23 protein-coding genes are annotated in these 26,994 nt (G+C 64.9%); 18 read left to right on the top strand and 5 right to left on the bottom strand.

Annotated elements, in window-relative coordinates:
- The gene (locus AC5Y7V_RS23330; RefSeq protein ID WP_499882401.1) at positions 1–1,044 is read right to left on the bottom strand and encodes an LLM class flavin-dependent oxidoreductase; all 1,044 of its coding nucleotides are present in this window, start codon (positions 1,042–1,044) and stop codon (positions 1–3) included.
- A gap of 137 nt (positions 1,045–1,181) precedes the next feature.
- On the opposite strand from AC5Y7V_RS23330, the gene AC5Y7V_RS23325 reads away from it, so the two are divergent.
- Both AC5Y7V_RS23325 and AC5Y7V_RS23320 read left to right on the top strand, forming a co-directional pair.
- Complete coding sequence (locus AC5Y7V_RS23325) at positions 1,182–2,075, top strand: DUF1295 domain-containing protein (RefSeq protein WP_499882400.1); 894 nt, start codon at positions 1,182–1,184, stop codon at positions 2,073–2,075.
- A gap of 1 nt (position 2,076) precedes the next feature.
- Positions 2,077–3,633, top strand: coding sequence for a phytoene desaturase family protein (locus tag AC5Y7V_RS23320; RefSeq protein ID WP_499882399.1), 1,557 nt, complete (start codon positions 2,077–2,079; stop codon positions 3,631–3,633).
- Positions 3,634–3,660: 27 nt separating this feature from the next.
- On the opposite strand, the gene AC5Y7V_RS23315 is transcribed toward AC5Y7V_RS23320, so the two are convergent.
- Positions 3,661–4,413, bottom strand: a complete 753-nt coding sequence (locus tag AC5Y7V_RS23315; protein WP_499882398.1) for a hypothetical protein — start codon at positions 4,411–4,413, stop codon at positions 3,661–3,663.
- Positions 4,414–4,641: 228 nt separating this feature from the next.
- On the opposite strand from AC5Y7V_RS23315, the gene AC5Y7V_RS23310 reads away from it, so the two are divergent.
- Positions 4,642–6,063: a cytochrome P450 gene (locus tag AC5Y7V_RS23310; protein ID WP_499882397.1), complete on the top strand. Its 1,422-nt coding sequence runs from the start codon at positions 4,642–4,644 to the stop codon at positions 6,061–6,063.
- A 1-nt stretch (position 6,064) separates the two neighbouring features.
- On the opposite strand, the gene AC5Y7V_RS23305 is transcribed toward AC5Y7V_RS23310, so the two are convergent.
- Positions 6,065–7,399, bottom strand: coding sequence for a protoporphyrinogen/coproporphyrinogen oxidase (locus AC5Y7V_RS23305; protein WP_499882396.1), 1,335 nt, complete (start codon positions 7,397–7,399; stop codon positions 6,065–6,067).
- Between the two features lie 394 nt (positions 7,400–7,793).
- Here AC5Y7V_RS23305 and AC5Y7V_RS23300 point away from each other — a divergent pair, with 394 nt between their 5' ends.
- The 6 genes from AC5Y7V_RS23300 (at position 7,794) to AC5Y7V_RS23275 (ending at position 13,634) form a co-directional block, all read left to right on the top strand.
- Positions 7,794–8,858, top strand: coding sequence for a phosphotransferase family protein (locus AC5Y7V_RS23300; RefSeq protein ID WP_499882395.1), 1,065 nt, complete (start codon positions 7,794–7,796; stop codon positions 8,856–8,858).
- A 13-nt stretch (positions 8,859–8,871) separates the two neighbouring features.
- On the top strand, positions 8,872–9,888 hold the full coding sequence (locus AC5Y7V_RS23295) for a DUF7064 domain-containing protein (RefSeq protein WP_499882533.1): 1,017 nt from the start codon (positions 8,872–8,874) through the stop codon (positions 9,886–9,888).
- Between the two features lie 4 nt (positions 9,889–9,892).
- Positions 9,893–10,714, top strand: a complete 822-nt coding sequence (locus tag AC5Y7V_RS23290; RefSeq protein ID WP_499882394.1) for an enoyl-CoA hydratase/isomerase family protein — start codon at positions 9,893–9,895, stop codon at positions 10,712–10,714.
- Positions 10,715–10,782: 68 nt separating this feature from the next.
- Positions 10,783–11,406 carry a TetR/AcrR family transcriptional regulator gene (locus AC5Y7V_RS23285; RefSeq protein ID WP_499882393.1) on the top strand — a complete coding sequence of 208 codons (624 nt, stop codon included), beginning with the start codon at positions 10,783–10,785 and terminating at the stop codon, positions 11,404–11,406.
- 116 nt (positions 11,407–11,522) lie between these two features.
- Positions 11,523–12,275 carry a hypothetical protein gene (locus AC5Y7V_RS23280; protein WP_499882392.1) on the top strand — a complete coding sequence of 251 codons (753 nt, stop codon included), beginning with the start codon at positions 11,523–11,525 and terminating at the stop codon, positions 12,273–12,275.
- Positions 12,276–12,374: 99 nt separating this feature from the next.
- Positions 12,375–13,634, top strand: coding sequence for a phosphotransferase (locus AC5Y7V_RS23275; protein ID WP_499882391.1), 1,260 nt, complete (start codon positions 12,375–12,377; stop codon positions 13,632–13,634).
- Here the strand turns inward: AC5Y7V_RS23275 and AC5Y7V_RS23270 are convergent.
- Entirely contained in the window at positions 13,591–14,211 is a 621-nt protein-coding gene (locus tag AC5Y7V_RS23270) for a TetR/AcrR family transcriptional regulator (RefSeq protein ID WP_499882390.1), read from the bottom strand. The two genes, AC5Y7V_RS23275 and AC5Y7V_RS23270, sit on opposite strands and share 44 nt — an antisense overlap.
- Positions 14,212–14,289: 78 nt before the next feature.
- Here AC5Y7V_RS23270 and AC5Y7V_RS23265 point away from each other — a divergent pair, with 78 nt between their 5' ends.
- The 6 genes from AC5Y7V_RS23265 to AC5Y7V_RS23240 all read left to right on the top strand — a co-directional run bounded on the left by AC5Y7V_RS23265 (position 14,290) and on the right by AC5Y7V_RS23240 (position 21,588).
- Positions 14,290–15,399, top strand: coding sequence for a spirocyclase AveC family protein (locus AC5Y7V_RS23265; RefSeq protein WP_499882389.1), 1,110 nt, complete (start codon positions 14,290–14,292; stop codon positions 15,397–15,399).
- Complete coding sequence (locus tag AC5Y7V_RS23260; protein WP_499882388.1) at positions 15,396–16,748, top strand: protoporphyrinogen/coproporphyrinogen oxidase; 1,353 nt, start codon at positions 15,396–15,398, stop codon at positions 16,746–16,748. The genes AC5Y7V_RS23265 and AC5Y7V_RS23260 overlap by 4 nt, the downstream gene beginning before the upstream one ends.
- A 37-nt stretch (positions 16,749–16,785) precedes the next feature.
- Positions 16,786–17,607 (top strand): hypothetical protein, encoded by an 822-nt coding sequence (locus AC5Y7V_RS23255; RefSeq protein ID WP_499882387.1) that lies wholly within the window; start codon positions 16,786–16,788, stop codon positions 17,605–17,607.
- Positions 17,608–17,742: 135 nt separating this feature from the next.
- Positions 17,743–19,314 carry a phytoene desaturase family protein gene (locus AC5Y7V_RS23250; RefSeq protein ID WP_499882386.1) on the top strand — a complete coding sequence of 524 codons (1,572 nt, stop codon included), beginning with the start codon at positions 17,743–17,745 and terminating at the stop codon, positions 19,312–19,314.
- A gap of 40 nt (positions 19,315–19,354) precedes the next feature.
- Entirely contained in the window at positions 19,355–20,131 is a 777-nt protein-coding gene (locus AC5Y7V_RS23245) for a hypothetical protein (RefSeq protein WP_499882385.1), read from the top strand.
- Positions 20,128–21,588, top strand: a complete 1,461-nt coding sequence (locus AC5Y7V_RS23240) for a protoporphyrinogen/coproporphyrinogen oxidase (RefSeq protein ID WP_499882384.1) — start codon at positions 20,128–20,130, stop codon at positions 21,586–21,588. The genes AC5Y7V_RS23245 and AC5Y7V_RS23240 overlap by 4 nt, the downstream gene beginning before the upstream one ends.
- On the opposite strand, the gene AC5Y7V_RS23235 is transcribed toward AC5Y7V_RS23240, so the two are convergent.
- The gene (locus AC5Y7V_RS23235; protein ID WP_499882383.1) at positions 21,503–22,666 is read right to left on the bottom strand and encodes a cytochrome P450; all 1,164 of its coding nucleotides are present in this window, start codon (positions 22,664–22,666) and stop codon (positions 21,503–21,505) included. The genes AC5Y7V_RS23240 and AC5Y7V_RS23235 overlap by 86 nt on opposite strands.
- Positions 22,667–23,110: 444 nt before the next feature.
- On the opposite strand from AC5Y7V_RS23235, the gene AC5Y7V_RS23230 reads away from it, so the two are divergent.
- Genes AC5Y7V_RS23230 through AC5Y7V_RS23220 form a run of 3 tightly spaced genes read left to right on the top strand, consistent with a single transcriptional unit; the run spans position 23,111 to position 26,985 of the window.
- Positions 23,111–24,685 (top strand): AMP-binding protein, encoded by a 1,575-nt coding sequence (locus AC5Y7V_RS23230; RefSeq protein ID WP_499882382.1) that lies wholly within the window; start codon positions 23,111–23,113, stop codon positions 24,683–24,685.
- On the top strand, positions 24,686–25,849 hold the full coding sequence (locus AC5Y7V_RS23225; RefSeq protein ID WP_499882381.1) for an acyl-CoA dehydrogenase family protein: 1,164 nt from the start codon (positions 24,686–24,688) through the stop codon (positions 25,847–25,849).
- Positions 25,846–26,985 carry an acyl-CoA dehydrogenase family protein gene (locus AC5Y7V_RS23220; RefSeq protein WP_499882380.1) on the top strand — a complete coding sequence of 380 codons (1,140 nt, stop codon included), beginning with the start codon at positions 25,846–25,848 and terminating at the stop codon, positions 26,983–26,985. The genes AC5Y7V_RS23225 and AC5Y7V_RS23220 overlap by 4 nt, the downstream gene beginning before the upstream one ends.
- Positions 26,986–26,994 lie beyond the last annotated feature (9 nt).

Here is a 26,994-nt window from a genome sequence, read left to right as displayed (position 1 = left end):
TCAAGTCGAACTGCCGACGGTTTCGTACAACGCGGGCATGACGGCCCGCGCAAAGCGTTCCTGGTTAGCCACCGCGACGTCGGAAGCCAGGTTTCCGAACGCCGAAACGACGATGAGACCGCCAGCGTCGGTGCGCCGCACGATCTCTCGGGTCTGCTCGATGACTTCCTCGGGCGTCCCCCACGGCTGCAACTCGGCCAGAAAGTGCGCGAACTGCTCGCGGCCGTGCTTGGCGATCGTGCGGGCGATGTTGCCGTAATACTCGTAGCCGGGGATGGCGGCCATCGCCTCATCGGCGAACCCGTAGTGGTCAATCGTCGACCGGTAGTAGGCGACGACCTGCTCGAACAGCTGGGCGGCGACCTCGCGGTCCTCGTGGCAGGCGTTGAAGATCACCACCATTGGCTTGGGCGGGTCGCCGCCGCGGTATCGGCGGTAGTGCTCGCCGTAGCGCTCGAGGTCCCCGACCGTCTGCTCCCACGGCTTCTGCAGAAAGATCATGATCCCGGCACCCAGCCGCGCCATCACCTCGGCGGACTCCGGCGAAATCGAGGAGGCGAACACGCGCCCGCGCAGCGGCGCCAACGGCGCCGGCCGCAGCTCGACGCCTCGGATGTGTCCGGTCTCGAACGCGTCCAGCAATTCCGCCGCGGATTCGTCGAAGAGCTGTCGCGACCGCGCCATCTCCACACCGAAGCCGTCGAACTCCTGTCGCGCCAGACCGCGGCCCATCCCCAGGATCAGCCGTCCCCCCGACAGATGGTCGAGCACACACGCGTGCTCAGCCAGCCGGATCGGATCGTGCCATGGCAGGACCGACACCATCGTGCCCAGCTGCACGCGCTGGGTCCTTGCCGCGACCCAGGTCAGGAACTGCAGCGGGTCCGTCGACATCGAGTAGCCGGCGAAATGATGCTCGACCGCCCACACCGAATCGAAGCCCAGGTGCTCGGCCCGGTCGGCGAGTGCCATCTCGGTCCGCCAGACGTCGTGATCGGCCCGCCCGTCGAGGTTCTGAAAGAAATGACCATGCCCGATGCGCATCGGTCAGCCCCGTTCCCAGCCGGTCTGTGATAGCTGAACGACCGTAAACTCCCAGCGGAACTGGCGCATGTGAAGCACCATAGCAGCGATTCGAAATTTTGTGACCGATCGTTCTCAAAATTTGTTAGCATGGCCGCGTGAACGATCTAGTCAGCGGCTTGGGCGTAAACCCGTCCAGCGATCTCAGCGTCTTCCTGTTCTGCGCGATCTTCACCTTCGCGGTGGTGACGATCCTGTGGGGGGTTGGCCTGATTCAGGGCAACCACTCGATGATGGACGGCTGGTACGGATTCGCCTACGCCGTACCGGCGTTGTGGGCGTACCTGATCGTCGGTGCCCAATCGGTCACCGCGGCGCTGCTGCTGCTCATGGTGATGCTGCACGGCGGCCGGCTGGGCTGGTACCTGGCGGCGCGCTGGCGGCGCTACGTGCCCGTGTACGGCGGCGACCCGCGCTACCTGAACTTCGTCAAGGAGATGTCCCCCGGCTACTGGTGGAAGAGCTTCTTCCGGGTGATGGAGCCCCAGGCGGTGATCATCGTGCTGATCGGCATGCCCGTCGTCGTTGGGATCCTGAAGAACCGGGCGCCCAATGGCGGCATTGGCCTGCTCGCGTTCGTCGGCCTGGTGGTGTTCATGGTCGGCCTCTACTTCGAGACCGTCGCGGACGCGCAACTGCAGGCCTTCCTCGGGCTGGATCAGCGCCCGCGCTACCTCAACACCGGGGTGTGGAAGCACAGTCGCCACCCAAATTATTTCGGGACCGCCACGGTCTGGTGGGGCATGTGGCTGGTGGCCGTCGCGGGTAACCCGGCCTGCTGGTGGACGGTGGCTGGCCCGATCATCAACACGATCATGCTGACGTCGGTGCTGGGTTCGGCGTTCCAGGACAACTACATGGGCGTCCGGCCGGAGTACCAGGAGCTGATGGCCCGCACCCGGCGCTTCCTCCCGTTCCCGTTGTCGGCCGACGCCATCGCGCGCAATCAGGCCCGGCTGGCCGAGCAGCGCGACAAAGCGACCACCGCCTGACGTGTACGACGCCATCGTCGTGGGTGGCGGCCACCACGGCCTGACCTGCGCAACCTATCTGGCCCGCGCCGGCAAGCGCGTGGTGGTCCTGGAGCGAAAGCCATGGCTCGGCGGCATGACCTACTCTCGTGAAACGGTCTCGGAAGCACCAGGATTCGTGATGAATCCGTGCGCGGTGGACCTGCTGTTCACCAACTTGGAGCCGTCCATCATCAGCGAGCTCCGGCTGGAATCGTTTGGGCTGCGCCAGGCCAGCCCCGAGCCGTGGGGCGCCTACCTCGGGCCGGAAGGCCAATCGATCGGGCTGTGGCGTTCGCTCGATCGCACGGTGGAGGAAATCCGGCGGTATTCGAAGCGAGACGCCACCAAGTTCGCGCAGCTGTGCGAGATGTGGTGCGACTTCTGGTATGTGGCGGCGCCTTACCTGATGGACCACCCGACCCGGCCGCGGGTGAAGACGGTCGCGGAGCTTGGCTGGCGAGCGGTCCGCAAGCGCCGCAACCTCGCACCCGTCGCACGCATGCTGATGGCCTCCCCGCATCAGCTCATCGAGACGATGTTCGAGTCCGACGAGGTCAAATCGCTGCTGGCGATCTACGCCTCGGGTTCGGAAGCCCCACTGCGGGAACCGGGATCGGGCGCGGTGCTGGGCGTGATCATGCTGCACATCGGGTGGGGCATCAAACGCCCGGTCGGCGGCATGGCCGAGTTCACCCGCGCGCTTGCCGCATGCCTGCGCCACCATGGTGGCGAGGCCCGCACCGACGCGGCGGTCGAAGAGATTCTGGTGCGCGGCGGACAGGCGACCGGGGTGCGGCTGGTCGGCGGCGAAGTGCTGCAGGCGAGCCAGGTCGTCGCGGCGGTCGACCCGATCACGTTGATGTGCACGCTGGTCGACCCCGCCCACGTCCGCGATGAGGTGCTCGACGAGGTCCGCAATATCCGTGTCAATGGGTGGGGCATCAACAACGCGAAGATCGACGTGGCAGTGTCGCGGCGACCAAAGTTGTTGTGCGACAGGCCTGAACTGTGGGGCAGCTACATGCTCATCGGCGACAGCAAGGACTACGTCGACCGCGCGCTCGACGGCGCCGTGCACGGCACGATTCCGCCCGAGACCCCGATGTGGGCGCTGATGCCGTCGGCCTTCGACCGCTCGCAGGTGCCGCCGGGCAGCGCCGGCGACACCATGTACCTGTTCTGCACGGCGGTGCCGCAGTCCTTCGCCGACGGCAGCGCGTGGGCGTCGCACCGCGAGCCCCTCGCCACTCAGGCGATAGCCAAGGTCGACGAGGTGGTGCCCGGTTTCGCCGACGCCGTCATCGGCAGCTGGGTCAAGAGCCCGGACGAGCTAGGGGAAATGACCCACGACGGCAGCTACGTGGTCGTCGACATGTCGCTCAATCAGATGGGTCCGAATCGCCCGACCGCGGCGCTGGCCGGCTACCGCACACCCATCCCGGGCCTGTGGCACACCGGGGCGGGCGCGCACCCGATGGGCGGCGTGCACGGCTGGGCCGGCCGGACCACCGCCCGCACCGTCCTGAGGTCGCTGTAATCCGGTTGCGCGCGAACCGGTTCCCGGTTACGCCGGCACCGGTACCGCAGAGGGTTCACGCATGTCGCGCAGCGCCGCGCGCCGCAGCAAAACGAACACCGTGACGAACCAGCCGCCGAACAGGGTCAGGGGTATCCAGAATCCAAGGATGCCGTTCCATGCGAACGGACCGGTCTTGAAGAAGAACAACATTTGGTCGGGCAGCAGCCCAATGCACGTCATGATGCTCTGATAACCGAACCAGCGGGGAAATACCGGGTCTTGACTCTTGTCCGCCAACGCGACGATGGCCGCCGTGATATACATCGGCACCACCAGGGAGACGCCGCCGATGAATTGCAGCCACGCGATGTCGTTCAGCAGGTAGGTCAAATCCGCGGACCGCTGGGCAGGCCGGAACGCGCAGATCAGCCACCAAAGCGGCGGGTAGAAAGTCAGCATCGCGTTGCTGTAACCGGCCATGGTCATCGTCCGGGTGAGCGGACCGTTGCGCCCCTCGAATCGAGCTACGGCATCGGCCATCGTTGCGACGAAAGGCAGGAAGACCGCTGCGGCCCACATCACGATGAGCAGGCCGAGGCGAATCCGCGTCAAGTCACCCCGATAGAACTCGGCCACCTCATGAGCTCCAGCCGAGGGGCGGTGGAGCGGGAAGTATCCCCCCACCAGCCACCATCCGACGAGCACTGACACGATGTAGATCGCACCACACCAGGCGCCGATCAGCTTGGTGCGCTCGACAATTGCGTTATGCATCGTTGCCCCTTCCCGCAGGCCCACATCGCCGGGGTGGCCGACGTGGCGTGTGCACACGTGCGTCAACTGTTGTCGCATCGTTCGGTCTAATTAACGATCGTTTACGTATTCTACATGGGTAACGGCTGATGAAAACGCGCTATCGCAACGTGCGCTGTAGCGGTCCGCCGCTGGCCCCGGAGGGGCAGCTTTGCCCCCGCTTGTCCCCCTAATCGCTATAGCCTCGGCCGCGACCACTCGTATGCTTCGATCATGAGCGAATCCACGCTGAGCGCGTTGCCGCCCGGCCCCCCACTACCCCGGTCGGTGCAGACCGCGCTGCTACTGCGCTACTGGCCACGCTTCGTGGCCGCCTGCCGGCGCCGCTACGGCAAGGTGTTCACGATCCGGATCGCGTCGGTGGGAACGCTGGTTTACCTCGACGATCCCGCCGATATCAAGACGGTGTTTGCCGGTGATCCCACCGTTTACCACGCCGGCGAGGCCAACTCGATCCTGGCGGGTGCGGTGGGCGAGAGCTCCGTGCTGGTGATCGACGGCGACGTGCATCGTGACCGCCGTCGTCTGATGATCGCCCCGTTTCAGCGCGAGGCCGTTGCGCGGCAGACCGCTGTGATGGCCGAGGTCGCCGCTGCCAACATCGCCCGTTGGCCGGTGGGAACGGAGTTCCCGGTTGCGCCCCGAATGTCGGAGATCACGCTCGAGGTAATTCTGCGAACCGTCATCGGGGCCACCGATCCGGCCCGGCTGGCCTCGTTGCGCGAGGTGATGCCGCGGCTACTCAACCTGGGGTCGTGGGCCTCGCTGGCGATCGCCAATCCCGACCTGCAGCGCCGGCGCCCCTGGCGATACGTGCGTCGGCGCATGGACGAAGCCGACCGGCTGCTGTACGCCGAGATCGCCGATCGCCGCGCCGATCCCGACCTCGCCGCGCGCACCGACGTGCTCGCGATGCTCGTGCGCGCGAGCCACGACGACGGCCGAACGATGACCGACGCTGAGCTGCGTGATCAACTCATGACGCTTCTGACGGCCGGGCACGACACCACCGCCACGGCGCTGTCGTGGGCGCTGGAGCGACTCATCCGGCATCCGGACGCACTCGAGAAGGCGGTGCGCGCCGCCGACGCCAGCGCGGCCGGCGATCCGGCGGGCGACGAGTACCTCGACGCGATCGCGAAGGAGACGCTGCGGATTCGCCCGGTGGTTTTCGACGTCGGCCGGGTCCTGACGAAACCGGTGGACCTGGCGGGCTATCGCCTGCCCGCCGGTGTGATGGTCGCTCCTGGCATCGGGCTGGTGCACAGCAGCGCCAAGCAGTACCCGGATCCGGACCGGTTCGACCCGGATCGGATGCTCGGAGCCACCCTCAGTCCCACCACCTGGCTGCCGTTCGGCGGCGGCAATCGCCGCTGCCTCGGTGCGACGTTCGCGATGGCCGAGATGCGGGTCGTGCTGCGCGAGGTGCTGCGCCGCGTCGAGTTGAAGACCACCACGGCCAAAGGCGAACGACAGAAGGTTAAGCACGTCGTCCTGGTGCCGCACCACGGCGCGCGCATCCTTGTTCGAGCCAAGCGCGACCGAGTCGCGACATCGCCCGCAGTGGCCGAGATGCCCGGTTGCCCGGTCACGACGCCGGCCAAGGCGGCCTCGTCGACCACAGCACGCAGCTGATTCAGTCTCGCGCCGCCGCACCAATCAGATTGCGCGCGGCGCGATTTCCGAATTCCACCGCGGTGTTCTGCCCGGCGGCCGACATGAAGTCGGCGGCGTACTGCACCGGTGACGCCGGATCGAGTTGGGCATTCAGCCGCCCGATGTCCTGGTAGGCGCCGATCCGCGTGAACGGCAATGCCCTTCGCCACCGGGTCACGTGGGTGAACTCGACGGTTCCGCGCAGTTCGGGGAACACCTCGAACACGGTGGCCACGGTGTGATCGACGACCTGCTCGTCGGGCGCGTCGATCATTCGCTCGGACGCGCCGGTCTCCCACAGGCAGCTCAGCAAGCCGTGTCCGGCGGGCGCCCGATCCGGAGCCTTGTGGTGATCGAGGAACATCAGCGCGATGTCGGGGTCCTCCACCGACGGGAACATCAGGAGAAACGCGGGGCAGTCAGGTGGCCGGGTGGTTCCGACCGCGACGCTTACGCATTGGGTATAGCCCAGGCTGTTGGCAAGCGGGCTAAGGACGCCGCGGTCGTCGACGCAGATCGCCGCCGCCTCGGGCAGCGGACAAGTGACGACGCAAGCGTCGTACTCCGAGGTCGTTCCGGAATGGCTCACCCGGACCCGGTTTTCGGTGCGCCGCACCTCGGTGACCGGTGTCTGCAGGTGCACCTTGAGGCGTTCGGCCAGCGCCTCGGGCATCCTGCCCTGGCCACCGGCAACAGCAAGGATCTTGGCAGTGAAGATGTTGCCGATCCCGGAGAACAACTCCACCTTGGACACCTTGTCGGAGTCGGCGATCAGCATGGTGCGCACGATCGGCTCACACAGGTAACTATCGAGCTCGGCCGACAGCGCGCGCGTCGCATACGCGCGAGCGCTCTCGGTGTCGATCGGCGCCGCCTTGCGCATGTCGGCGTAGTCCAGCCGGCCGCGCGCTTTGGCCAGCGCCACGTCGAGCGCCAATCGCGGGACGCGCAGTTTGGCGCCCAACGACAGTACGCCGGTCTTCATCCCAGATCGCACCATGTGGTCCATGTCGAGCAGGTGCGTCAAGCCGGCCCGACGGATGGCGATATAGGGTGCGGTACCACGGGTTTCGATGCCGAGCTCTCGGGCCAGCGCCAGGTAGCCGCGATACGTCGAACCGAGCGCCGACGCGCCGGTGTCGATCGCGTAGCCGTCGCGCCGCACGGTTTGCACCCGGCCGCCGGGCGCATTGGTCGCTTCAAAGACATCGACCTGCCAGCCCGCCTGCTGGAGCCGATAGGCCGCCGTCAACCCGGCGAGGCCCGCTCCCACGATGGCGGCGCGCATCCTCACACCGCCTTGCGTCGACAGCATTTCGCATCCTCCCAGTCGCTCGCGGTGCCCCGAGCTGACGTATATCGAAGTCGGTAAACGATCGTTAGCGTTCTCGCATCGACACACTACCGCTCGGAGCGCCATTTTGGCTCTGATATTGGACGATGCGACCGGCCAGACAAGACTGGCTTCTTGTTCGATCAACCCAGGAGTTCGGGTAAACGACGGTTGACACCGAAGATTTATAAACTTAATGTCTCAAAATAACTTCCGTCACGAGAGTCGTAGAAGCCACACGTGTCCCGACCATCGATTGTCAGACCGACCGCTCGGATCATGTTGGCCGGTGACATCGCGCCGGGCATCCGTGCGGCGACGAACCCGCAGAGGCGCCACGGCGATCACCCCTACGTGAGACATGAGGAGCTCAACCATGGCTGACGTGCAATCGATGCTCAGCTCGGTGATCGGCGCGGGCAAGACCGCGGTTCACAAGATCGGTTCGGACGAGATTCGCCGGTTGTTGGAGAACCAACCGGCCGTCGGCGGCCAAATCGACGTGACGGTGCTCGGCGACGGCGGTGAAGTCGGCGCGTCAAGTGGCACAGTGCTGTTCGACGCAACCTTCGACACCGGCCAGGCCCGTGTCACACGCGAACTGGTGCTGCGTCACGCGCCGGTCAGCGACAAGCGGTTGTTTTTTGAATACGACTTGCCGAGACAGTTTCACGTCCAGCGCGCCCTTTACGGCAGCGACGTGCCGGTGCCGGAACCGGTTTGGCTCGATCCTGACGGCCGCTGGCTCGGCGCACCCGGCTACGTGATGGTGCGGGCACGCGGAAGGGGTCAGCATCCGGCGGCCTTCATCCAGGGCCCGATCGCGGAGGCCACACCCGCCGACCGGGAGGAGATGCTCGGCAAGATCATGGCGGCGCTGGTCGCCATTCACAACACGGATATCGAGGCGCGAGGTCTGAAGAACTTCGTGATGAACGCGCCCGGCGCCGCTCCGCTGGAACGCTGCATCAACTGGTACTGGCTGACCTGGGAGTGGGTGCGTCTACCGCTGTTCGAGCGGTTGGTTCCGGTGCGCGGCTGGCTGCTCGACCACCTTCCCGAGGGCGAACCCGAGCTGATGCACGGCGACTCGACGCTGCAGAACTATTTTTTCGACGGCACGCGGTTGGCCGCGGTGTTGGACTGGGAGATGTCGAGCCTCGGCCGCGCCGAGGCGGACCTCGCGCTGCAATGCGTCAGCAACCGGATCTTCGCGGCCCCGCCCGAAAGCGGTCTGTTGCAGCCGCCAAGCGAAGCGGAGTGGCTGGCGATGTACCGCGCCGCCGGCGGCCGTGAATTGCGCGACTTCGACTACTTCAAGAAGTTCGCGGCCTACATGATCCTGGTCGCGGTCGGCGCCCTGCAGCGCAACCTGACCGAGGCCGAGCGCGAGGCGCAAGCGCCGCTGTTGCAGCCGTGTTGGGAGATCGTGGAATCGTGAATGGAGGTTTGTGATGTCGACTGAAACGCACGAGAAGGCGTTCTGGGAAGAAAAGAACACGTCGTTCAAGACCGCCACACCCGATGACGACCTGCTGCATCGGCAGTTCACGGAGTCGAATCGAACCCCGAGCCTGACCGAAACGCAGTATTTCGGCTTCAGTGTCCCCGAGGAAAACATCCACGCGCTGACCTATCTGTGGCATCACCCAAACCTGGGGATCGTCAGCGGCGGGGCCTGGGTATGGCAGGGCGTCAAACGACACGTGCTCCAATCGGAGCTGTTCAACTGGACCTCGTTTGCAAGCGAGGATGTCGTCGCAAATGACCTGTGGGACTACGAGTTCGAAAACGGCTATCGCGTGCAGACGATCGAACCCCTCAAGAGGCATCGGCTGCGCTACACCGACGAGCTCCGACAGAACGCGTTCGACATCGAGACACACGCCCTGATGGAGCCGATGCTGTTGCAGAGCGGCAAGCACTTCGAACAGGCGGTGCACGCGCACGGCGAATTGACGTTACGAGGCAAGACGTACCAAGTCGATTGCACGAACGTCCGCGATCGGTCCTGGGGAGAAAGCCGCAGCGAACAGCACGCGCCGACGCCACCGATCGACTGGATGACCGGAGTCTTCAACGACAACTTCATGTTCGGGTGTACCGCGTTCGACCACCCGGATCTCGAACCCGACTGGAAGGGACACCTGCAGGTGCCCGGGGACGATCCCACCAAGGGTGGCTGGGTCTACCGCGAGGGCACGTTGATTCCGGTCGTTTCGACCCGCAAGCGCGTCAGCAATGACTACTCGACGCTGGCGCCAACCAGCGTCGAGATGGTGATGACCGATGCGAACGCCCGCGACTACGAGGTATGCGGCGAAGTCGTCGCCGCCAATCGCATTCCCGTGTGGCCGAATATGGAGACCTGGGTCTGCCTCGCGCGGTGGGAGTGCGAAGGGCAGGTCTGCTATGGCGACCTGCAGCAAGTCCAGTGGCACGACTATGTTCGACAGTTCTTAGGACGGTAACCCGATGGTTTCTTCGATCCCCACCACCGACCGCGCGCAACCCACGGCCGATGTGCTCGTCGAGCGCGACGGCACGGTGGGCGTGATCACGATTAACCGGCCGGCGCGACTCAACGCGGTTACCCCGGAGACCGGTGACACCCTCAGGTCGGCTTTCCTCGAGTTGGAGGCCGACAGCCGCATCCGCGCGGTTGTACTCACCGGCGCCGGCCGGGGATTCTGCGCGGGCGCCGACATTTCCGGCGATGTGGGAAATGCTCGACAGGTGCTGCTGGAGGCATGGAACCCGCTGGTGATGACGATGCGGTCGCTACAGCTACCCATCATCGCGGCGATCAATGGCGTGGCGGCCGGCGCGGGAGTGTCGCTGACGCTGGCGTGCGACCTGCGTGTCGCTGCCGCGTCCGCACGATTCGAGTTGTCGTTCGCGAAGATTGGGCTGATGCCTGATGCGGGCCTGACGTGGCTGCTTCCCCGCGTTGTCGGGCTGGGCCGAGCCAACGAACTGGCACTGCTGGGCGGGCGGCTGTCGGCCGCTGAGGCGCGCGACTGGGGACTGGTGAACCGCCTGTCCGAGGACGGTGAGGCGCTGAGCGATGCGGTCGCGATGGCCCGGCGTTTCGCCGAGTTGTCGGTGAGCGTGGGCGCGATCAAACAAGCGCACCGTCGGACCTTCGAAGCCGAGTTCGCGAGCCAGCTGAACTACGAAGCGGAGACGCAGGGTTGGCTCCAGCAGCAACCCGATTTTGCCGAGGCTACCCGGGCGTTCGCCGAAAAGCGGCCGCCGCGGCTGGCCGAACGCACGCCCCCGAATAGGACTAGTTGACCTCACAGGTCGGTTGGACCTTCGGGCGAATACCAGGGTCGCTGGGCGAGTTGCGCTACCGTTGAGGAATGGCCAACCGTAACGACCGTTCAGAACAGATCCTGCGCACCGCGATGCACCTATTCCACGAGCGTGGCTTCGACGGCGTCGGGGTAGATCTCATCGGCGAGAAGGCGGGCGTCTCCGGGCCGGCGATTTATCGCTATTTCAGCGGCAAGGACGAGATCCTGATGACTCTGCTGGACGAGGCGATCGACCGGGTGCTGATGTCGACGGGCGGCGAGTTCGACGATCCGCGTGAGGAGCTGGAGCACCTGGTGCGCGGTCACGTGCAACGGGCCCTCGAAGAGCGCGAACTCATGAGCGTATGGACCAGAGAACGCAATTCGATTCCCAAGGCGTACCGATCGAGGCTGCGCGCCCGGATCAAGCGCTACATCGACCGGTGGGTGGATTGCCTCGATGTCTGCTACCCGAACCAGTCGCAGGACGTGCTGACCGCCGCCGTCCACGCGACCCACGGACTGATCGACTCGGTGTCGATGTGGCCCGAGAAGTCGTTGCGGACCCCCGGACTCGAAGACGTCCTGACCGGGATGGCCTTGCAAGGACTGGAGTGGTTGGCCACCGACGCGGCGCGCTCCACGCCCGCACCGAAGAGCGTTCGGCAAAAGAGACCTCGTTCCGCCTGAGGCAATCACCGGGCCGATCTTGTAAACGTTCGTTAACCGGGATACCCTTCGCGCAGAAGATGCGCTCGCAGGGGTGCCCTATTTCGTCGCGGCGGCCACCGGCGAACCTCGATGAGATGCCGATGGAACCGCTGACCAAATCACGAATCCAAATGTTTGGTGTCTGGTGTGCCATCGCCTATCTGGCCGCCCTGTTCATCGGCTGGGGCGCGATAGCCGGATTCTTGCCACCGACGGCCCCCTCGGCCGACGCCGCCCAGATCGCCGCGCTCTACCGCGGCGACTACACGCGCATCCGCATCGGGATGCTCGTCGTCATGCTCGCGGCGTTGATCTTCATCCCCTTCGCCGCGGTGACATCGCAGTTCATCGCGCGCGTCGAGGGAACCGCCGGCGTGTTGACCTACACCTTCCTCCTCGGCGCGGCCGGCAACATGGCGCTGACCTTCTACCCCGCGGTCTGGTGGTTGACCGCGGCCTTTCGACCCGATCGCCGCGACGAGCTGATCTACCTGATGAACGATATGTCGTGGCTGCAGTTCCTCGGCGGCGTAACGATATACCTGGCCATGCCGCTCTCGGTGATGGTTGCTTCGCTGTGCGACAAGAGCCCGGAGCCCGCCTTCCCACGCTGGTGCGGATACACCAACGGCTGGCTGGCGTTGACCCTCCTGCCCGACCAGCTGCTGTTCTTCTTCCGCAAGGGCCCGTTCGCGTGGAACGGCTTGTTCGGCATCTGGATCCCGGTCGTCGTCTTCAGCGGCTTTTTCATCGTCAACTTCATCGTCTTGCGCCGAGCCGTGCTCCGCGAGCGCTTTTCCATCCCGCCGCTGCCCGCCTCGTCCGCAGCGGCAGTGCACAGCGCCTGACATAACGAGGCTCCGCTGCTGGCTGAAATCTGCGTGCATAATTTTGATATCAATGGTATCAATAACCGAATGGTCTCGTCGGCGCGAAGGAAGAACCTCATGCCCGAATCGCTCACCCAGAAGGTCCGGGTCGCCGGCCAATTGGGCCGGATCGGCGCGCACATCATCAACGAGCGTTTGCGCAGGCCAAGACCCACGACCCTAGCCGAAATCCCGCCGTCAGTGGACGCGCTGACGCCCGAGTGGCTGACGGCCGCCTTGTGCCGCGCTCACCCGGGCGCATGGGTGACCTCGGTTTCGACCGCATCGGGAAGCGACGGGTCGACCACCAGGCGAGTGCTGAGCATCGACTACAACGATGTGGGCCGCCGAGCCGGGCTTCCCACGTCGGTGTTCACCAAGTCGACGCCCAAGTTCACCTCGCGAGCCGTGACCGTCCCGTCCGCGGCGCTGACCTGCGAGGCCCTGTTCTACGACCGCATCCGCCCCACCCTCCACATCGAGGCACCCCGTGGCTACTACATGGCGGTGGACAACAGATCCGGACGCTCGATGTTCCTGATGGAGGACGTGGCGAGCTCCAAGAACGCGACGTTTGGCGATCCGACGAAGCACTACATCGACCGGACGCGGGCCGAATCGATCGTCAGCACCTTGGCCACCCTCCACGGAACCCTTTGGGAGAGCCCGCGCTTCGCCGGTGACCTGGCGCTCGTCAAGGACGCCTACACGTGGCAGACCGACGTCAACGGGACGATCGACTTTCCGCGCCGGACCCTGATCGGCTTCGACCGCGCGACCTCGGTCTTCCCCGCCGGGTTCCGCCGTCGGCGGGCCGAGGTCTTCCCGGCGACGATGGCCTCCCTGGCGATGCACAATTCGGCACCCAACACGCTGCTGCATTCCGACGTGCATTCGCGCAACTGGTATCTGACACCCGACGGCGGGATGGGCCTCTACGACTGGCAGCTGATCAGTCGCGGCATTTGGGCCCTGGATGTCGCCTATGCGCTCAGTTCCGCTTTGACCGTTGATGATCGGCGCGCGTGGGAGCGAGACCTCATCGAGTTGTACGTCGATCGCCTGCATGCGGCGGGCGGCCCCGCGCTCTCGTTCGATGAAGCGTGGCTCGCGTACCGCCAGCAGGCTTTTCACGGACTGGTGTTTTGGCTATATACCATCGGTGCCGGCCGGCTTCAGCCGGCTATGCAACCCGACGAGGTATCGCTGGCCAACCTCGAGCGCATGACGAGCATGATCGACGACCTGGATTCGTTCGGCGCCTTGGAGCAGTCTTCGGCGGCTTCCAGACTCGTCAGGCCGAATAATGTTGCGCGAGCCGGGCACGCCAGGCCCTGATCTCCCCGACGAAGTCGTAACCGTCGCGGCGCAACGCAGATCTGAAGCACAGGCCGATCGCGTAGGACACGAAGATTTCGGCCTCGCGCGCGGGGTCGAGGCCATGTCGGACCGAGCCGTCCGCCTGCCCTGCCGCGAGGTGGCCGGCGAGTTCCGCCTCGTACTGGGCGATGAGACCGTCGAACCAGCCCGAAAAGTTCTGCAAAGCGGCGGGCGTCTCGAACGTGAGCACGATCATCGCCCGCATCGTCTCGGGTTCCCGCTCGACCGCGTCCAGTAGGTCGTCGAGCTGGCCCAGGACGCGATCCAAGCCCGTGCCGCCCCGCTCGCTCCGCACGGCGGGAAGCAGGAGTTCGGCGAAGGTTTCGAAGACCGACTGCAGCAACGCCTCTTTGGAACCGTAACGGTCACGGACCATGTTGCGGCTGAATCCGGCGTTGATGCCGATCTCCACCGCGGTGGTGCGTTCGTAGCCCTGGCGGGCGAACAGCTGGATCGCCGAGGCGATCAGGGCGAGCGTCGATTCCTCGACACGCTGCTGATTCGTCCTCGGAGGGCGCCTGATCGCACTGGGCACCCCAGAAGTGTACGACCATTCTGTCCGGAAACAGATAAGTACCTGTTTATCGACAGATAAACATGTTAACGTCGTCACGTGCTCGATGAACGCCCGTTAACGGCGACGAGGCCGGTGAGGCTCGGCGCGGCGGGTCCGGATCCCAACGCGGCGCAGCGGACATGGGCGAAGGTCTGGATCGTGCACGGCTTCCTGTGGCTCGCCCTGATCGCCTACTGCTGGACCATGTGGGTCGCCAGCGGCGACTTCACGCCCAACACGCTCGGTCGGGGTCAAGAGCCCACGTGGTACGTGGTGCTGGTTCGCTGCGTCGAAGTGATCTTTGGGATTCTCATCACCGGCTGGATCTTGTGGCACTTCGTGATCGCGCCGAAGCTGCGCACCGGCCGGTTCAGTTTTGACGGGCTATTTTTCCTGGCCGGCTGGTTGATGTTCTTCCAAGAACCGTGGATCGATTGGACCGTTTACCAATTCCAGTACGCCACGACGTTCGTCAACTTCGGCAGCTGGCTGCCGCACATCCCGGGTTGGAGTTCGGGCAACGGACAGTTGATCCCGGTGCCGATGGTGTACTTCACCGCCTACCTCTGGATGTGCGCGATGTCGGGCTATGCCGGATCCCGGTACATGACCTATCAGCGCAGAAAAGACCCATCGCGCAGCGTATTTCGGCTCATCGTGCAGACGTACCTGGTGATGATCGTCGGCGACGTCATCGTCGAGCTGATTATGACCAGGACCGGGCTGATCAGCTACTCGTCGACCATCCCGTGGCTGACATTGTTTGCCGGCACCGATCACCAGTTCCCGCTCTACGAGCCGCTGAGCTGGCCGGGGACATTCATCATCTTGAGTTGCCTGCACTTCTTCCGCGATGACCGCGGCCGGTCGTGGCCCGAACGCGGTATCGACAAACTGTCGTTCAAACGCGAAGGGGTCAAGACCTTCGCGAGGTTCTGCGCGATCGCCGGCGCGGCACAGCTGGCGATCCTGATCGCCTTCAATTTCCCCTACGGGTTCTACGCCTTGCACTCCGGTCCCATGCCCCAACCGCACATCGAACGGGCATGGCGCAACGGTGGGGTGTGTGGCCCCACGACCGCCTTCAACTGTCCCGATCCGAAGCTCCCGATCTCGCGTCGATCGGCACCGGATCGGCCGGAGCTCCTACCAGAAAGGCATCGATGACACAGCACAGCACGGCCGCGGTAATCGGGGGCGGCATCGCCGGCATGGCTGCCGCTTACGAACTGATGAAAGCCGGGTTCCACGCCACCGTGTTGGAGACCCGCGACCGAGTGGGCGGGCGAATCTGGACGGTGCGCAAGGGCGACTTCGTGATGGACCTGGGTACCGCGGTGTATCTGGGGACCTACCGCGAGGCGGTCGCGATGATCCATGAGGTCGGCTTGACCAACGAATTCGTCGAAACTCCAGTGATTTTCGGGATGCCGCGACAAGGCAAGCAGCACTATCTCGATCTGGCAAAGCCAATCCGCGCGAGCCTGAGCACGCAGGTCATTTCGTGGCCGGCCAAGATCAAAGCGCTGCGCCTGTTCGCGGATGTCGTCAAGCATCGGGCGAGCCTGGGCTACGACACCTATGACGGGCTCGCCGAGATCGACGACGAGACCGTCTACGACTACAGCCACCGGGTGCTCAACGAGGAGCTCGCCCGCTACGTGGCGGCCCCACTGGTCAGCGGCACCTGGGTCCACGAGGATCACGACACCTCGGTGGCTTTGCTGCACTGGACGGTGCGCAACATGTTGGTCAAATCGGTGTTCAACCTGACCTCCGGTGTGGCCGGGCTGCCGACAAAACTGGCGACGCTGGTCGAAACCAGGCTCGAGCACACGGTCACCAACGTCACCGACAACGGTTCCGCCGTCGAAGTCACCTACGTGACGCCGTCATCCGGAGAACAAACCGAGACATTCGACACCGCGGTCATAGCGACGACGGCCCAGCCCGCGCTGGGCATGTATCCGCAGATGGACGAGAACCACCGCAATCTCTACGAGACCGCCCGCTACCACAGATTGGGCAATGTGTCGCTTGGGTTTTCGGCACGGCCCGACGATCCCGGAACCTTCTCGATGGTTTCCCCCTACGACGATCCGGACACCATCGCCGTCATCGCCGACCACAACAAGGCGCCGGGACGGGCGCCCGCTGGCAAGGGCCTCATCTCGGTGCTGCTATCCCCCGCCTATCTCGACCGGACCGACGACCGCGACGACGATTATCTGATCGACCACGCGCTGGAACGGGTCAAGTACTACTACGGCAAACTTCCCGGCGACCTGGAGCAGCACGCACTTTTCCGCTGGCCGGAGTCCGTTCCGGTGCTCGATAAGGGCCGGTTCAAGCGAATTGCCGACTTCCGCAAGAAGATCGACCGCACTTCGCGTGTTCAATTCGCCAGCGACCTGGATCGCATCCCCGGCCTCAACGGAGGCCTCGTCAGCGGCAAAGAGGCGGCCGCGCGCGTTTCGGCCCTGTTCGCCGACAAAGTGTCTGCCGGCGTCCGCTAGGCGCACCTCATCGGTTTCGCAAAGGAGGGAAGGAGCGATGACAACCTCGGTACTCGCGATCGCTCAGCCACCCTGGGAGATGACCACCCCAAGCACGGCGCAGACGATCATCACCGCCGTCCTCGCGGTCGTCGTGGCGGCCTTTGTGGTTGCCGCCCTGGTCGATTGGAGACGATCCGGCTCGCAGGCCTTCCTCCTCATGTTGGTCGGTGGCTACGTCTGCTCGTTCAACGAAGCGACGGTGGACGTGCTGGGCCATTGCTTCTTCCCTGTCGACGGGGTTATCGCCTATAGCGCCTTCGGGCGGCCCATTCCGGTCTGGGTGGTGCTGGCGTACGTCGTCTTCTTCGGGGGGCTGTCCTACGCGATGGCGCTGGCGTTCAAGCGCGGCGCCGGCCACCGGACCATGTGGTTGGGCATCGCGATTTTCGGCGTGCTCAACGTCTTGCTGGAGATACCGATGCTGCGCTCGGGTCTGTATGTGTACTACGGCTATCAACCCTTCGCGGTTGGTGGCTTTCCGCTGAGTTGGTTGGTGATCAACAGCCTGGGATCGCTGTTCGGCGCCGTGGTGGTGGTCCGTCTCTCGTGGTTCTTCACCGGCGCACGGCAATTACTCCTCGTCTTCGTACCCTTCGCGACCTACATGGCGTCCTGGGTGCTGGCGATGCCGCACTTCGCGATCACCAACACCGACATGCCGGCCGGTGTGCGGATCGCGGCAGCCGTGCTGAGCATGGCGCTCGGGGTGATCGCGATCGACGGTCTCATCCGGGCGGGTACCGGCGAGTGGCGACTGCTGCCACCGCAGCCGGCAGAGACACTCGCGGAGCGGCGAACACACGCGTTCTCGCCCTAGTTTCATAACGCTCGTTCATGCTGGTAGCGGGCAGGGAGGCTCGGGAAAACGGTGCTAAGCGCAGTAATCGCAGCTAGAATGCCTTTGTTTCCATGTCCTTTACTGCCCAATCCGACTGACCTAGGATTCTGACTTATGGAAACGTTCGATTACATCGTGGTGGGTGCGGGGCACAATGGGCTGTGTGCGGCGGCGACCCTCGCCGAGCAGGGCCGCTCGGTGTGCGTCGTCGAGCGGCTCCCTGTGCTCGGCGGTCTTTCGGCGAGCTATCCCTACCTGCAGGATGCGCCCGAGCACAAGCTGAGCATCGGGGCGATGGACGACCTCTTCATGGCACAGACCCCGCTCGCCCGCCAGATGCGACTGGCCGACTTCGGTTACGACACCGTGCCGCTCGCACACCCCTACGGCTGGATGAACGAGGACGGCGACACGCTGTTGCTGTGGGGCGATTTCGCCCGCACGCTCGAAGACATCCGCTACTTCTCCCCAAAGGACGCGCGCACCTACGAGCAGCTCCGTGGACCGATCGACTGGGTGATGGACCTCATCGACGTCCTCACCGTTCAGGACCCCTCAGCGTGGGGCAAGCTTGACTTCGCCAAGTACCTGCTGAGGCACCGGCCCGATCGGGCCACCCGTCGCTTCCTGGGAAGCATGCTGGCGCTGAACGTCTTCGAGCTCATCTCGGAGACGTTCGAGTCCGACGCCATGCGTGGCCTGTGGGCCTACTGGTCGTCGATGGTGGGCCCGGCGGACTCGGTCGGCTCTGGCGCCTACTTCCTGGGCTTCGCAGGGGTGCACCGCCACCTCGGTGTCCAGCGTCCCCGAGGCGGGATGACGAACCTGGTCGAGGCTTTCAAAGGCAAGCTCGAGAGCCACGGCGGCGTCGTGCGGCTCGGCAACGGGGTCAAGCAGATACTCGTCGACGCCGGCCGCGCCACCGGAGTCCTCCTCGAAGACGGCACCGAGCTGGCCGCTCGACGCGGGGTGGTCTCAAACGCGGCCGCACAAGTCACTCTCGGCAAGCTCGTCCCGCAGGACCAACTCACCCGCGAAGACCGCACCAAAGTCGCTCTGATCCCGGCGAATTCGGTCAACGCCGCCGCATTCAAGATCGACGTCGCGACGGCGGGTCGCATCGGATACCCGAAGGCCGAAGCGGCCCGGGCCAAGCGCGACGGCGAGGACATCCGAACCACCACCTTCATGACCGGAACCCTCGAGGACCACATCGAGCAGATGTACGCGATGAAGCGAGGGGTCAACGTGGACACTCCGCCGGTCTACATGGCGATCCTGTCCGCTCCGGATCGATCGATCGCATCGGCCGAGGGCGATGTGCTTTACCTGCACTCGAATGTGCCCGCCTACCCGAGCAACGGGTGGGACGTCAACAAAGACGCCTACACCGAACAGATCTGGAAATCGAGCCTGCGCTTCCTCGGTGGCCTGGAGACCGAGATCGGTCGGATCGTGTCAACCCCGCAGGATCTGGAGAACCGCTTCGCCGCACCGGCGGGCGCGTACTTCCACGTCGACATGTTGGTCACCCGGATGGGCAAGAATCGCCCGGCACCCGGCCTCGGTGGTTACGACACCCCGATCAAGGCGCTCTTCCAGACCGGCGCCGGCACGCATCCGAGCGGCGGGGTGGTCGGGTGGCCGGGACGGCTGGCCGCCCAGCACGCGCTGCGTAACGAGTAGACGTGACAAGGCAATTCGATGTGAACGAGGAGGACGGCCGATGCCGAACATGAACGTGACGGCCCAACGGCTCTGCGTATGGTGCGGCCCGATCATGATCGCCATCTGGGCATCGGCGTTCGCATTCCTCTGCCACTTCATCCCTCCCCCCAGCCCCGCCAAGTCGCGCGCGGCGCTCGTCGCCCAGTTCGGCGAGCACACCAATGTGATCCGGCTTGGCCTGGTGATCAGCCTGTTTGCCTGTGCGCTGCTGGTGCCGTTCTGCGCGGTGATCGCTGCCCAGATGCGCCGGATGGAAGGGGTGCGGTCGGTTCTCGCCGAGTCGCAGCTGGTCTCGGGCGGCCTGTTGTGCGTCGAGTTCCTGGCGCCCTTTGCCATCTGGCAGACCGCGCTGTACCGGCTCCACGAGTGGAGTCCCGAAATCGTGCAGATGCTCAACGACATGGCCTGGTTGATGTTCCTCGGGATCATCTCCTCGGCCTGCATCCAAGTCGCGTCGCTGGGCGTGGCAATTCTGCTCGACAAGGGCGCCAAGCCTGTCTTTCCGCGCTGGGCCGGGTATTTCAACATTTGGGTCTCGATGATCTGGGTGCCCGCAGCGATCATTCCGTTCTTCAAGACGGGCCCGCTGGCGTGGAACGGGCTGTTCGCGTGGTGGGTCCCGCTGTGCGTCTACTTCTGTTGGTTCGTCGTGATGGTCGTACTGCTACTGCGAGCCATCCGAGACGACGAGCGTGCACAGGAGCAAGCGAGCGTGAACGACTGGCTCACCGGTAACAACCCCGAACTCGCGAGGCCCGGGCTGAGCGCGACGTGACCAGCGAACCCAGGGGAACCGTTGCGGTCATCGGCGCCGGGCTGGCCGGTCTTACCGCGGCATATCGACTCAAACAACGCGGGTTTGACGTCACAGTGTTCGAGGCGCGAGACCGAGTGGGCGGCCGGGTATGGACGGTCCGCAAGGGCGACTACATCATGGATCTGGGTGCCGCGTTCTACCTCGGTACCTATCGCGAATCGATCGACCTGATCCATGAACTCGGCCTCGGTCCGCTGTTCACCGAGGTTCCGGTGTGGGGTGTGATGCCGAAGCGGGGTGAGGCGCACCTGCTCGATTACGGCAAGCTGCTGCGCACCGGTTTGACCACCCGGGCATTGTCGGCGCGCAGCAAGCTCAAGGCCCTGAAGCTGATCAAGCCGATGGTCACGGCGAGGGGCAGCCTCGGCTACCACACCTACGACCAGGTCGCCCAGCTGGATACCGAGACGGTGCGCGAGTATTTCCGTCGCGAACTCAACGAGGAACTGCTGCAATGGGCGGGCCGTCCCCTGGTCAGCAGTACCTGGGTCGCCGACGACGCCGATACCTCGATCGCCTTGTTGCTCTGGACAATACGCAACATGCTCGTCAGCACGATGTACAACCTCCGCCCCGGGGTGAGCGGGCTCCCCGAGGAACTCGCCCGGCGGCTCCCCGTCCGGTTGGGGCACCCCGTTGCCAATGTCGCGGACATCGGACAGTCCGTGGAGGTCACCTTCGCGCCCGGGGACGGCGGCGCCCAACGAACGGAGTCCTTCGACGCCTGCGTCATCGCCACCCAAGCCCAGTACGCGCTGGCGATGTTCCCGCAGATGGACGACAACCACCGGGGGTTGTACGAGACCACCCGCTACCGCCGCCTCGGCAGCATCTGCCTCGGGTTGTCGCAGCGCCCGAACGACCCCGCGACCTACTACATGGTGTCGCCGCACGAGGACCCCGACACGATCGCCGTGATCGCCGACCACGCCAAGGCACCCGGCCGCGCGCCCGAGGGCAAGGGCCTGCTGACCGTCCTGCTGTCGCATGAATACCTAGAGCGCACAATGGATCTCAGTGATGACGAGGTGTTGGAGTACGCGATCGGCCGCGCCCGTCGCTACTACGGCGGTGTGGTGGACTCCCTCGAGGAGCACGCCGTCGCACGCTGGCCCGAATCCGTCCCGGTCATGGACAGGGGCCGGTTCGCGCGGATCGCCGATTTCCAGAAGCGCCTCGATTGGACCGCGCGAGTCCAGTTCGCGTCCGATTTGGACCGGATATCGGGACTCAATGGCGCTTTGGTCAGCGGCCAGGAGGCCGCCAACAGAATTGTCAACTCCCAACTGGCGCCGAAGGCCAACGCGGTGTCGGTCGGCGGGGCCCAAATCAGCCGATTTGCAAGTGCAGCTCGTGAAAGTGGAGTGTCCCGCACGGCCACCCAACCGTGGGCTCGCGCAGCACCGAGTACGTAGGGATCCGCCGGTTCCATTCCTCGATGATCAGGCGCAGTTCCAAGCGAGCCAGGTGCGAGCCCAGGCAGCGGTGCGGACCCCGGCCGAATGCAAAGTGATTGCTGCGCTTTTGGTGGATGGCGTCGGCGTCGGGGTATCGCTCCGGATCGCGGTTAGCAGTTCCGAGTCCAAGCCAGCAAGTCGATCCCGCGGGGATCGTCACGCCCGCGACCGTGACCTCGGCAGTGGTCATCCGAGGGACATATGGGACCGGTGGATCGATTCGCAAGACCTCTTCGATGAAGTGGGTGACCGCTTCGTCGTCATCGATCAGACTGGCGCGCAACGCCGGATTGCGCGCCAGCTCGTAAAGCGCGAATCCCGTGGCGGCGGTCACCGTATCCAGCCCCGCAACCAAAAACAGAAAGCACAGTCCGATGATTTCTTGCTCGGTCAGCGCGCCCTCGCTGGAGTCGGAGAGCAATTTGCTCAGCAGGTCGTCGCCGTCACCACCGCGGCGGTCAGCAAGATGGCCGTTCAGATAGGCCAGCAATTCGGCGCCGCGTTCCAACGTTTCCGATGAGGGTGCGGAACCGTCTGCGGCAGAGAACTCCAACACCGCATTCTTCCAGCCGATCAGAAGGTTCCGATCCATCAGCGGCAGGCCGAAAAGCGTCAAAAAGACCTGGGACGGGAACGGGACGGCGAGTGCGCTCATGACGTCGCAGCTCTCGCCGGAGACCCTGATGTGTTCGATCAGCTCGCCCACCTGCCTGCGTAACTCGGGTGCGCGCTCGGCCATTCGCCGTGGGCCGAAGAACTTGTCCAACACCCGCCGGAAGCGGCTGTGCTCGGGCGGATCGAAGGCAATCGGCACCATCGGGAACGGGCTTCCAATCAGATCGAAAGCGCCCTCAGAGGAAAACAGCTCGGGATGTGTGGCCGCCGCCTCGACGACGTCCGCGCCGCTGAGGAAGTAGACGCCGGCGTCGGACACCGCGACTTTGCCGGACGCCAGGAGCATGTGCCAAGCAGTGTCGCGGTCGTGCGCGAAGGGCAAGGATTCCAGCGCCGGCAGCGTGGGACAGACGACCTCCATGATTTCCTCCGACCTCGAAACCTGGGTTAACCAACGTTAAATAGTAGCCTTGTTTTAGTGTTGCTGTACCTAGCTATCGGACACGGATCTAATTGGAAACGGTGTGACCTGCATCACACCGGCTCGGCCCATCGCCAGCGACCTCGCCCGGCGAACGGCGCCGCTCGAAATGGCGGCCCGACCCAGCTTCGGTAACGCGTTGGCACCGTTGACATGCAGAATTTATAGCCGTACTGTCTCAAAATAATTGCGAATGTTCATAGAGCGTCACCAAACCCGTGGATACCGCGGAGTAAAAGGCGTAAATGGACGTTAACGCACCCTCGAAGACGGAAGACATGCAACACCGACTAACCTCTCCCCCAAGGCTTGCCGGTCCGCCGGGCCGGCGCGTCAACGACCGCTATCGCCGCGCCAGCCCCGCTCTCAGAAGGGGTTTTCGAAATGGTTCGTGACGCCATTGGCAACATCCTGCGCGAGCGCGCCTTACACACGCCCGATCGCGTCTGCTGCGCCATGGACGAGAACGTTTTCACCTATGCCGAAATGGATCGGCGGTCCGACGCGCTCGCGGCCGGACTGGCTCGACTAGGCGCAGGCCGGGGTGAGCAGCTCGCCATGCTTGCTCCCAATCGCATCGAGTTGCTCGAACTGTTCTACGGAACGGCCAAGACCGGGGCGGCCCAGGTGCCGCTCAACGCATACCTCAAAGGCGAGTTCCTGCTGCATCAGCTGCGCCAGTCGCGGTCTGGCCTGCTCGTCACCGACGCCGCGGGCCGCGAGGCGGTCGCTCCGCTGCGGAGCCAGCTGCCCGACCTGCGCGCCGTGATCATGCTCGACGAAGCGGAAGGCGACGAGATTCCCTATGCGAGCCTGTTCGACCGGGGCGACGCACCGCCGCGGGTGGAACTGACCTCCGACGACACGATGTCGATCCTCTACACTTCCGGCACCACGGGGCTGCCAAAGGGATGCGTGGCCAGCCACGGCTACTACTGCCGCAGTGGGGAGCTCATCGGCCAGGCGCTCGAGGTCACCGAAGCCGACGTCCTTTTCGCGGGCCTGCCGTTGTTCCACGCCGGTGCGCGCCTGGTGACCGTGACACTGCCGTTGGTCTTCGGGATTCCCACCTACCTGCAGGGGACGTTCAGCGCCCGCACGTACTTCCCGCGCGCAAAGGAGGTCGGGGCGACGCTGATGATCGCCGTGGGCGCGATGGGCGCGGCCATCCTCGCGACGGAGCCCTCGCCGGGCGACCGCGACCACAGGGTCACCCGGATCATGTGCGCGCCGCTGTCACTCGAGGCGCAGGCGACCTTCCGGGACCGCTTCGGGGTGGAACCTTGGGTGGACGTGTTCGGCCAGACCGAATGTATGCCAACCACATTGACGCCGCTCTCGTCGGACCGACGGGACCCGAACGGCTGCGGTATCGGAGCACCCGACCTCGATGTAGCCCTCCTCGACGACGAGGACAACGTGCTCAACGGCGAGGCCACCGGGGAGATCTGCCTGCGGCCCAAGGCAAAGTACGCCATGTTCGACGGCTACTTCGAAAACCCCACGGCGACACTGGAGGCGCTTCGCGGCCTCTGGTATCACACCGGCGACTATGGCCGCCGCCTTCCGAGTGGGGCGTACGCGTTCGTCGACCGGAAAAAGGACAGTCTGCGCCGCCGCGGCGAGAACATCGCGAGCTTCGAACTCGAACAGGCCATCGACGCCCACCCGTCGATCGTCGAGTCGGCCGTGGTCGCCGTGCCCTCCGAACTGGGTGAGGACGACATCAAGGCCTGCGTCGTCGCCGGCTCGCCGATCGAACCGGCCGAGCTGTTCGACTTCTTCAAGAACAACCTGCCCTACTTCGCCATCCCCCGCTATGTGGACTTCCTCGACGCGCTCCCCCGCAACGGTGTGGGCCGCGTGTTGAAGCACAAGCTGCGTGACGCCGGGAACACCGAGGGGACATGGGATTTCGAAGCGATGGATCTGACCGTCGCCAAAGAGGAGCGCCGCTAGATGGACTTCACCCTGACACCGAAGCAACAGGACCTGCAGGCACGCGCCGAGAAGCTCGGCCGGTCGTTCGCCGACCAGGCACGCGAGTGGGATGAGTCCGACGAGGCGCCCTACCGTGAGATCTTCGACCGCGTCGGCGCCGAGGGGCTTTTCGGCGTCGCCATGCCCACCGAGTACGGCGGCCAGGGTGGTGGCGCGGTCGAGTACCTGATCGTGGTTGAGGCACTGTTCCGTTATGCGCAGTCCTGGCTGCCGCCCGAGCCGGTGTTCTGTACCAGCGGTCCGGGGCCGTCGATGTTCCTGCTTGGCGGCGACGCGGTCCAGGAGAAGTACCTGCGTGACATCGTCGCCGGCCGTCGCGCATGCAATATCGCGCTCACCGAACCACAAGCCGGCTCGGCCCTGACGCACCTGAGCACCACCGCCGTCCGCGACGGCGATGCGTACATCCTCAACGGCACCAAGAGCTTTCTGACCGGCTCGAACGTCAACGATCTCAACGCGACCTTCGTGCGCTTCGACAACGTGCCCGGCGCCAAAGGGATCGGTGCGATCGTAGTGGAAGCGTCGATGCCGGGCGTCGAGGTCCAGCGCGGCCCCGTCTACATCGGCGACCGCGGGATCCATCACGGCGACATGGTCCTGCGCGACGTGCGGGTGCCCGCCGAGAACGTCATCGTCGGCCCCGGCCAGTTCGCCAGGTTGATGACCGCGTTCAACCTCGAACGCCTACACAATTGCGGCTTCTGGCTCGGCTTCAGCCAAGCCGCCTTTGACGAGGCGGCCAGATACACCCAAGAGCGTGAGGCGTTCGGCAAGCAGATCATCGACTTTCAGGCCGTCTACCACTCGCTGGCCGACATGTGGGTGCAGATCGAGGCCCTGCGGCTGCTCGCCTACCGCGCCGCGTCGTCGGCGATCGAAGGGCGATTCCCGAAACTCGCCGAAGTCACCCAAGCCAAGCTGTTCGGCGCCACGGTCGGCCCCCAGATCACCCTCAAGGCAATGGAACTGCACGGCGGCTACGGCGTGACCACCGATTTCCCCATCCAGCGCATTCATCGGGACTGCGTCACCAACGTGGTGGCCGGCGGCGCGCCGGCCGTACTGCGCAACGGCGTGGCCGCGGGCCTGTTTCCCGATCGAAGGTTCTCGCAAGCATGACCCTCACCGTCGAACAGCGAGACTTCCAAACGGCGGTGCGCGACTTCTGCGCGCGCGAGTGCGGCACCCGCGACCAACGCGAGGCGCTGCTCGACACCGACGAGGAAGACCAATCATCGGTCCTGTACAAGAAACTCGCCGAACTTGGCTGGCTGGGCGTCGCGATCCCCGAGGAATATGGCGGATCCGGCGGCACGTACGTGGAACAGACGATTCTGTTCGAGGAGCTCTGGCGCGGCCTGGCGCCGGTCAAGGCGCTCGGCCCGACGAACACCGTCGCCGGGTGCTACAAGCGTTTCGGCTCCGAAGATCAAAAGCGTGAAGCGCTGTCCGCGATCGCGAGCGGTGAGATCATGTCGATCTCGATCTCCGAGCCCGGCGCGGGGTCCGACGTCGCGGCGATCGCGTGTCGGGCCGATGCGGCCAGCGACGGCTATGTACTCAACGGGCAGAAGACGTGGTGCTCCTACGCGCACCGCGCCGGGCGAATCCTGTTGGTCGCCCGCACCGGCCGCGACGGGAAGCCCCATGCCGGTTTGACCATCTTCGAAGTGCCGCGCGATGCCGAAGGCGTTGAAACCCGGCGTATCTCGACGCTGGGCGGTCGCGAGGTCAACGACGTCTTCTTCACCGACTGCTTCGTACCCGCCGACAACGTCGTCGGCGAACTGGGGCGCGGCTTCCCCCAGATCATGGCCGGCCTCGATGGCGAGCGGCTGCTCGGCGCGGCGGTCGGCCTCGGCATTGGTCAGCGCGCGCTGGACGACACGATCGCATACGTCAAGGAGCGCAAGCAGTTCGGGAAAGCCATCGGTACTTTCCAGGCGCTGCGGCATCGGATCGCCGATCTGGCCACCGATCTGGAGTGCGCACGCCTGCTCACGTACGAGGTCGCCGAAAGACTCGAACAGGGACCCGATCCGGTGACGACGCGCATGACGTCGATGGCCAAGGTCAAGACCTCCGAGGTGGCCAAACGCATCGCGCTGGAGGGCATGCAGATGATGGGTGGCTACGGCTACGCAACCGAGTACGACATGGAAAGCCATGTCCGTCACTCGCTGGTGCTGCCGATCTACGCGGGCACCAACGAGATCCAGCGCGAAATCATCAGCGGTTCGCTGGGCTTGCGGTAGCCCGTGTCC

It is taken from the genome of Mycobacterium sp. NGS34 (assembly GCF_059812845.1).
This window is presented reverse-complemented; position numbering and strand designations above follow the sequence as displayed.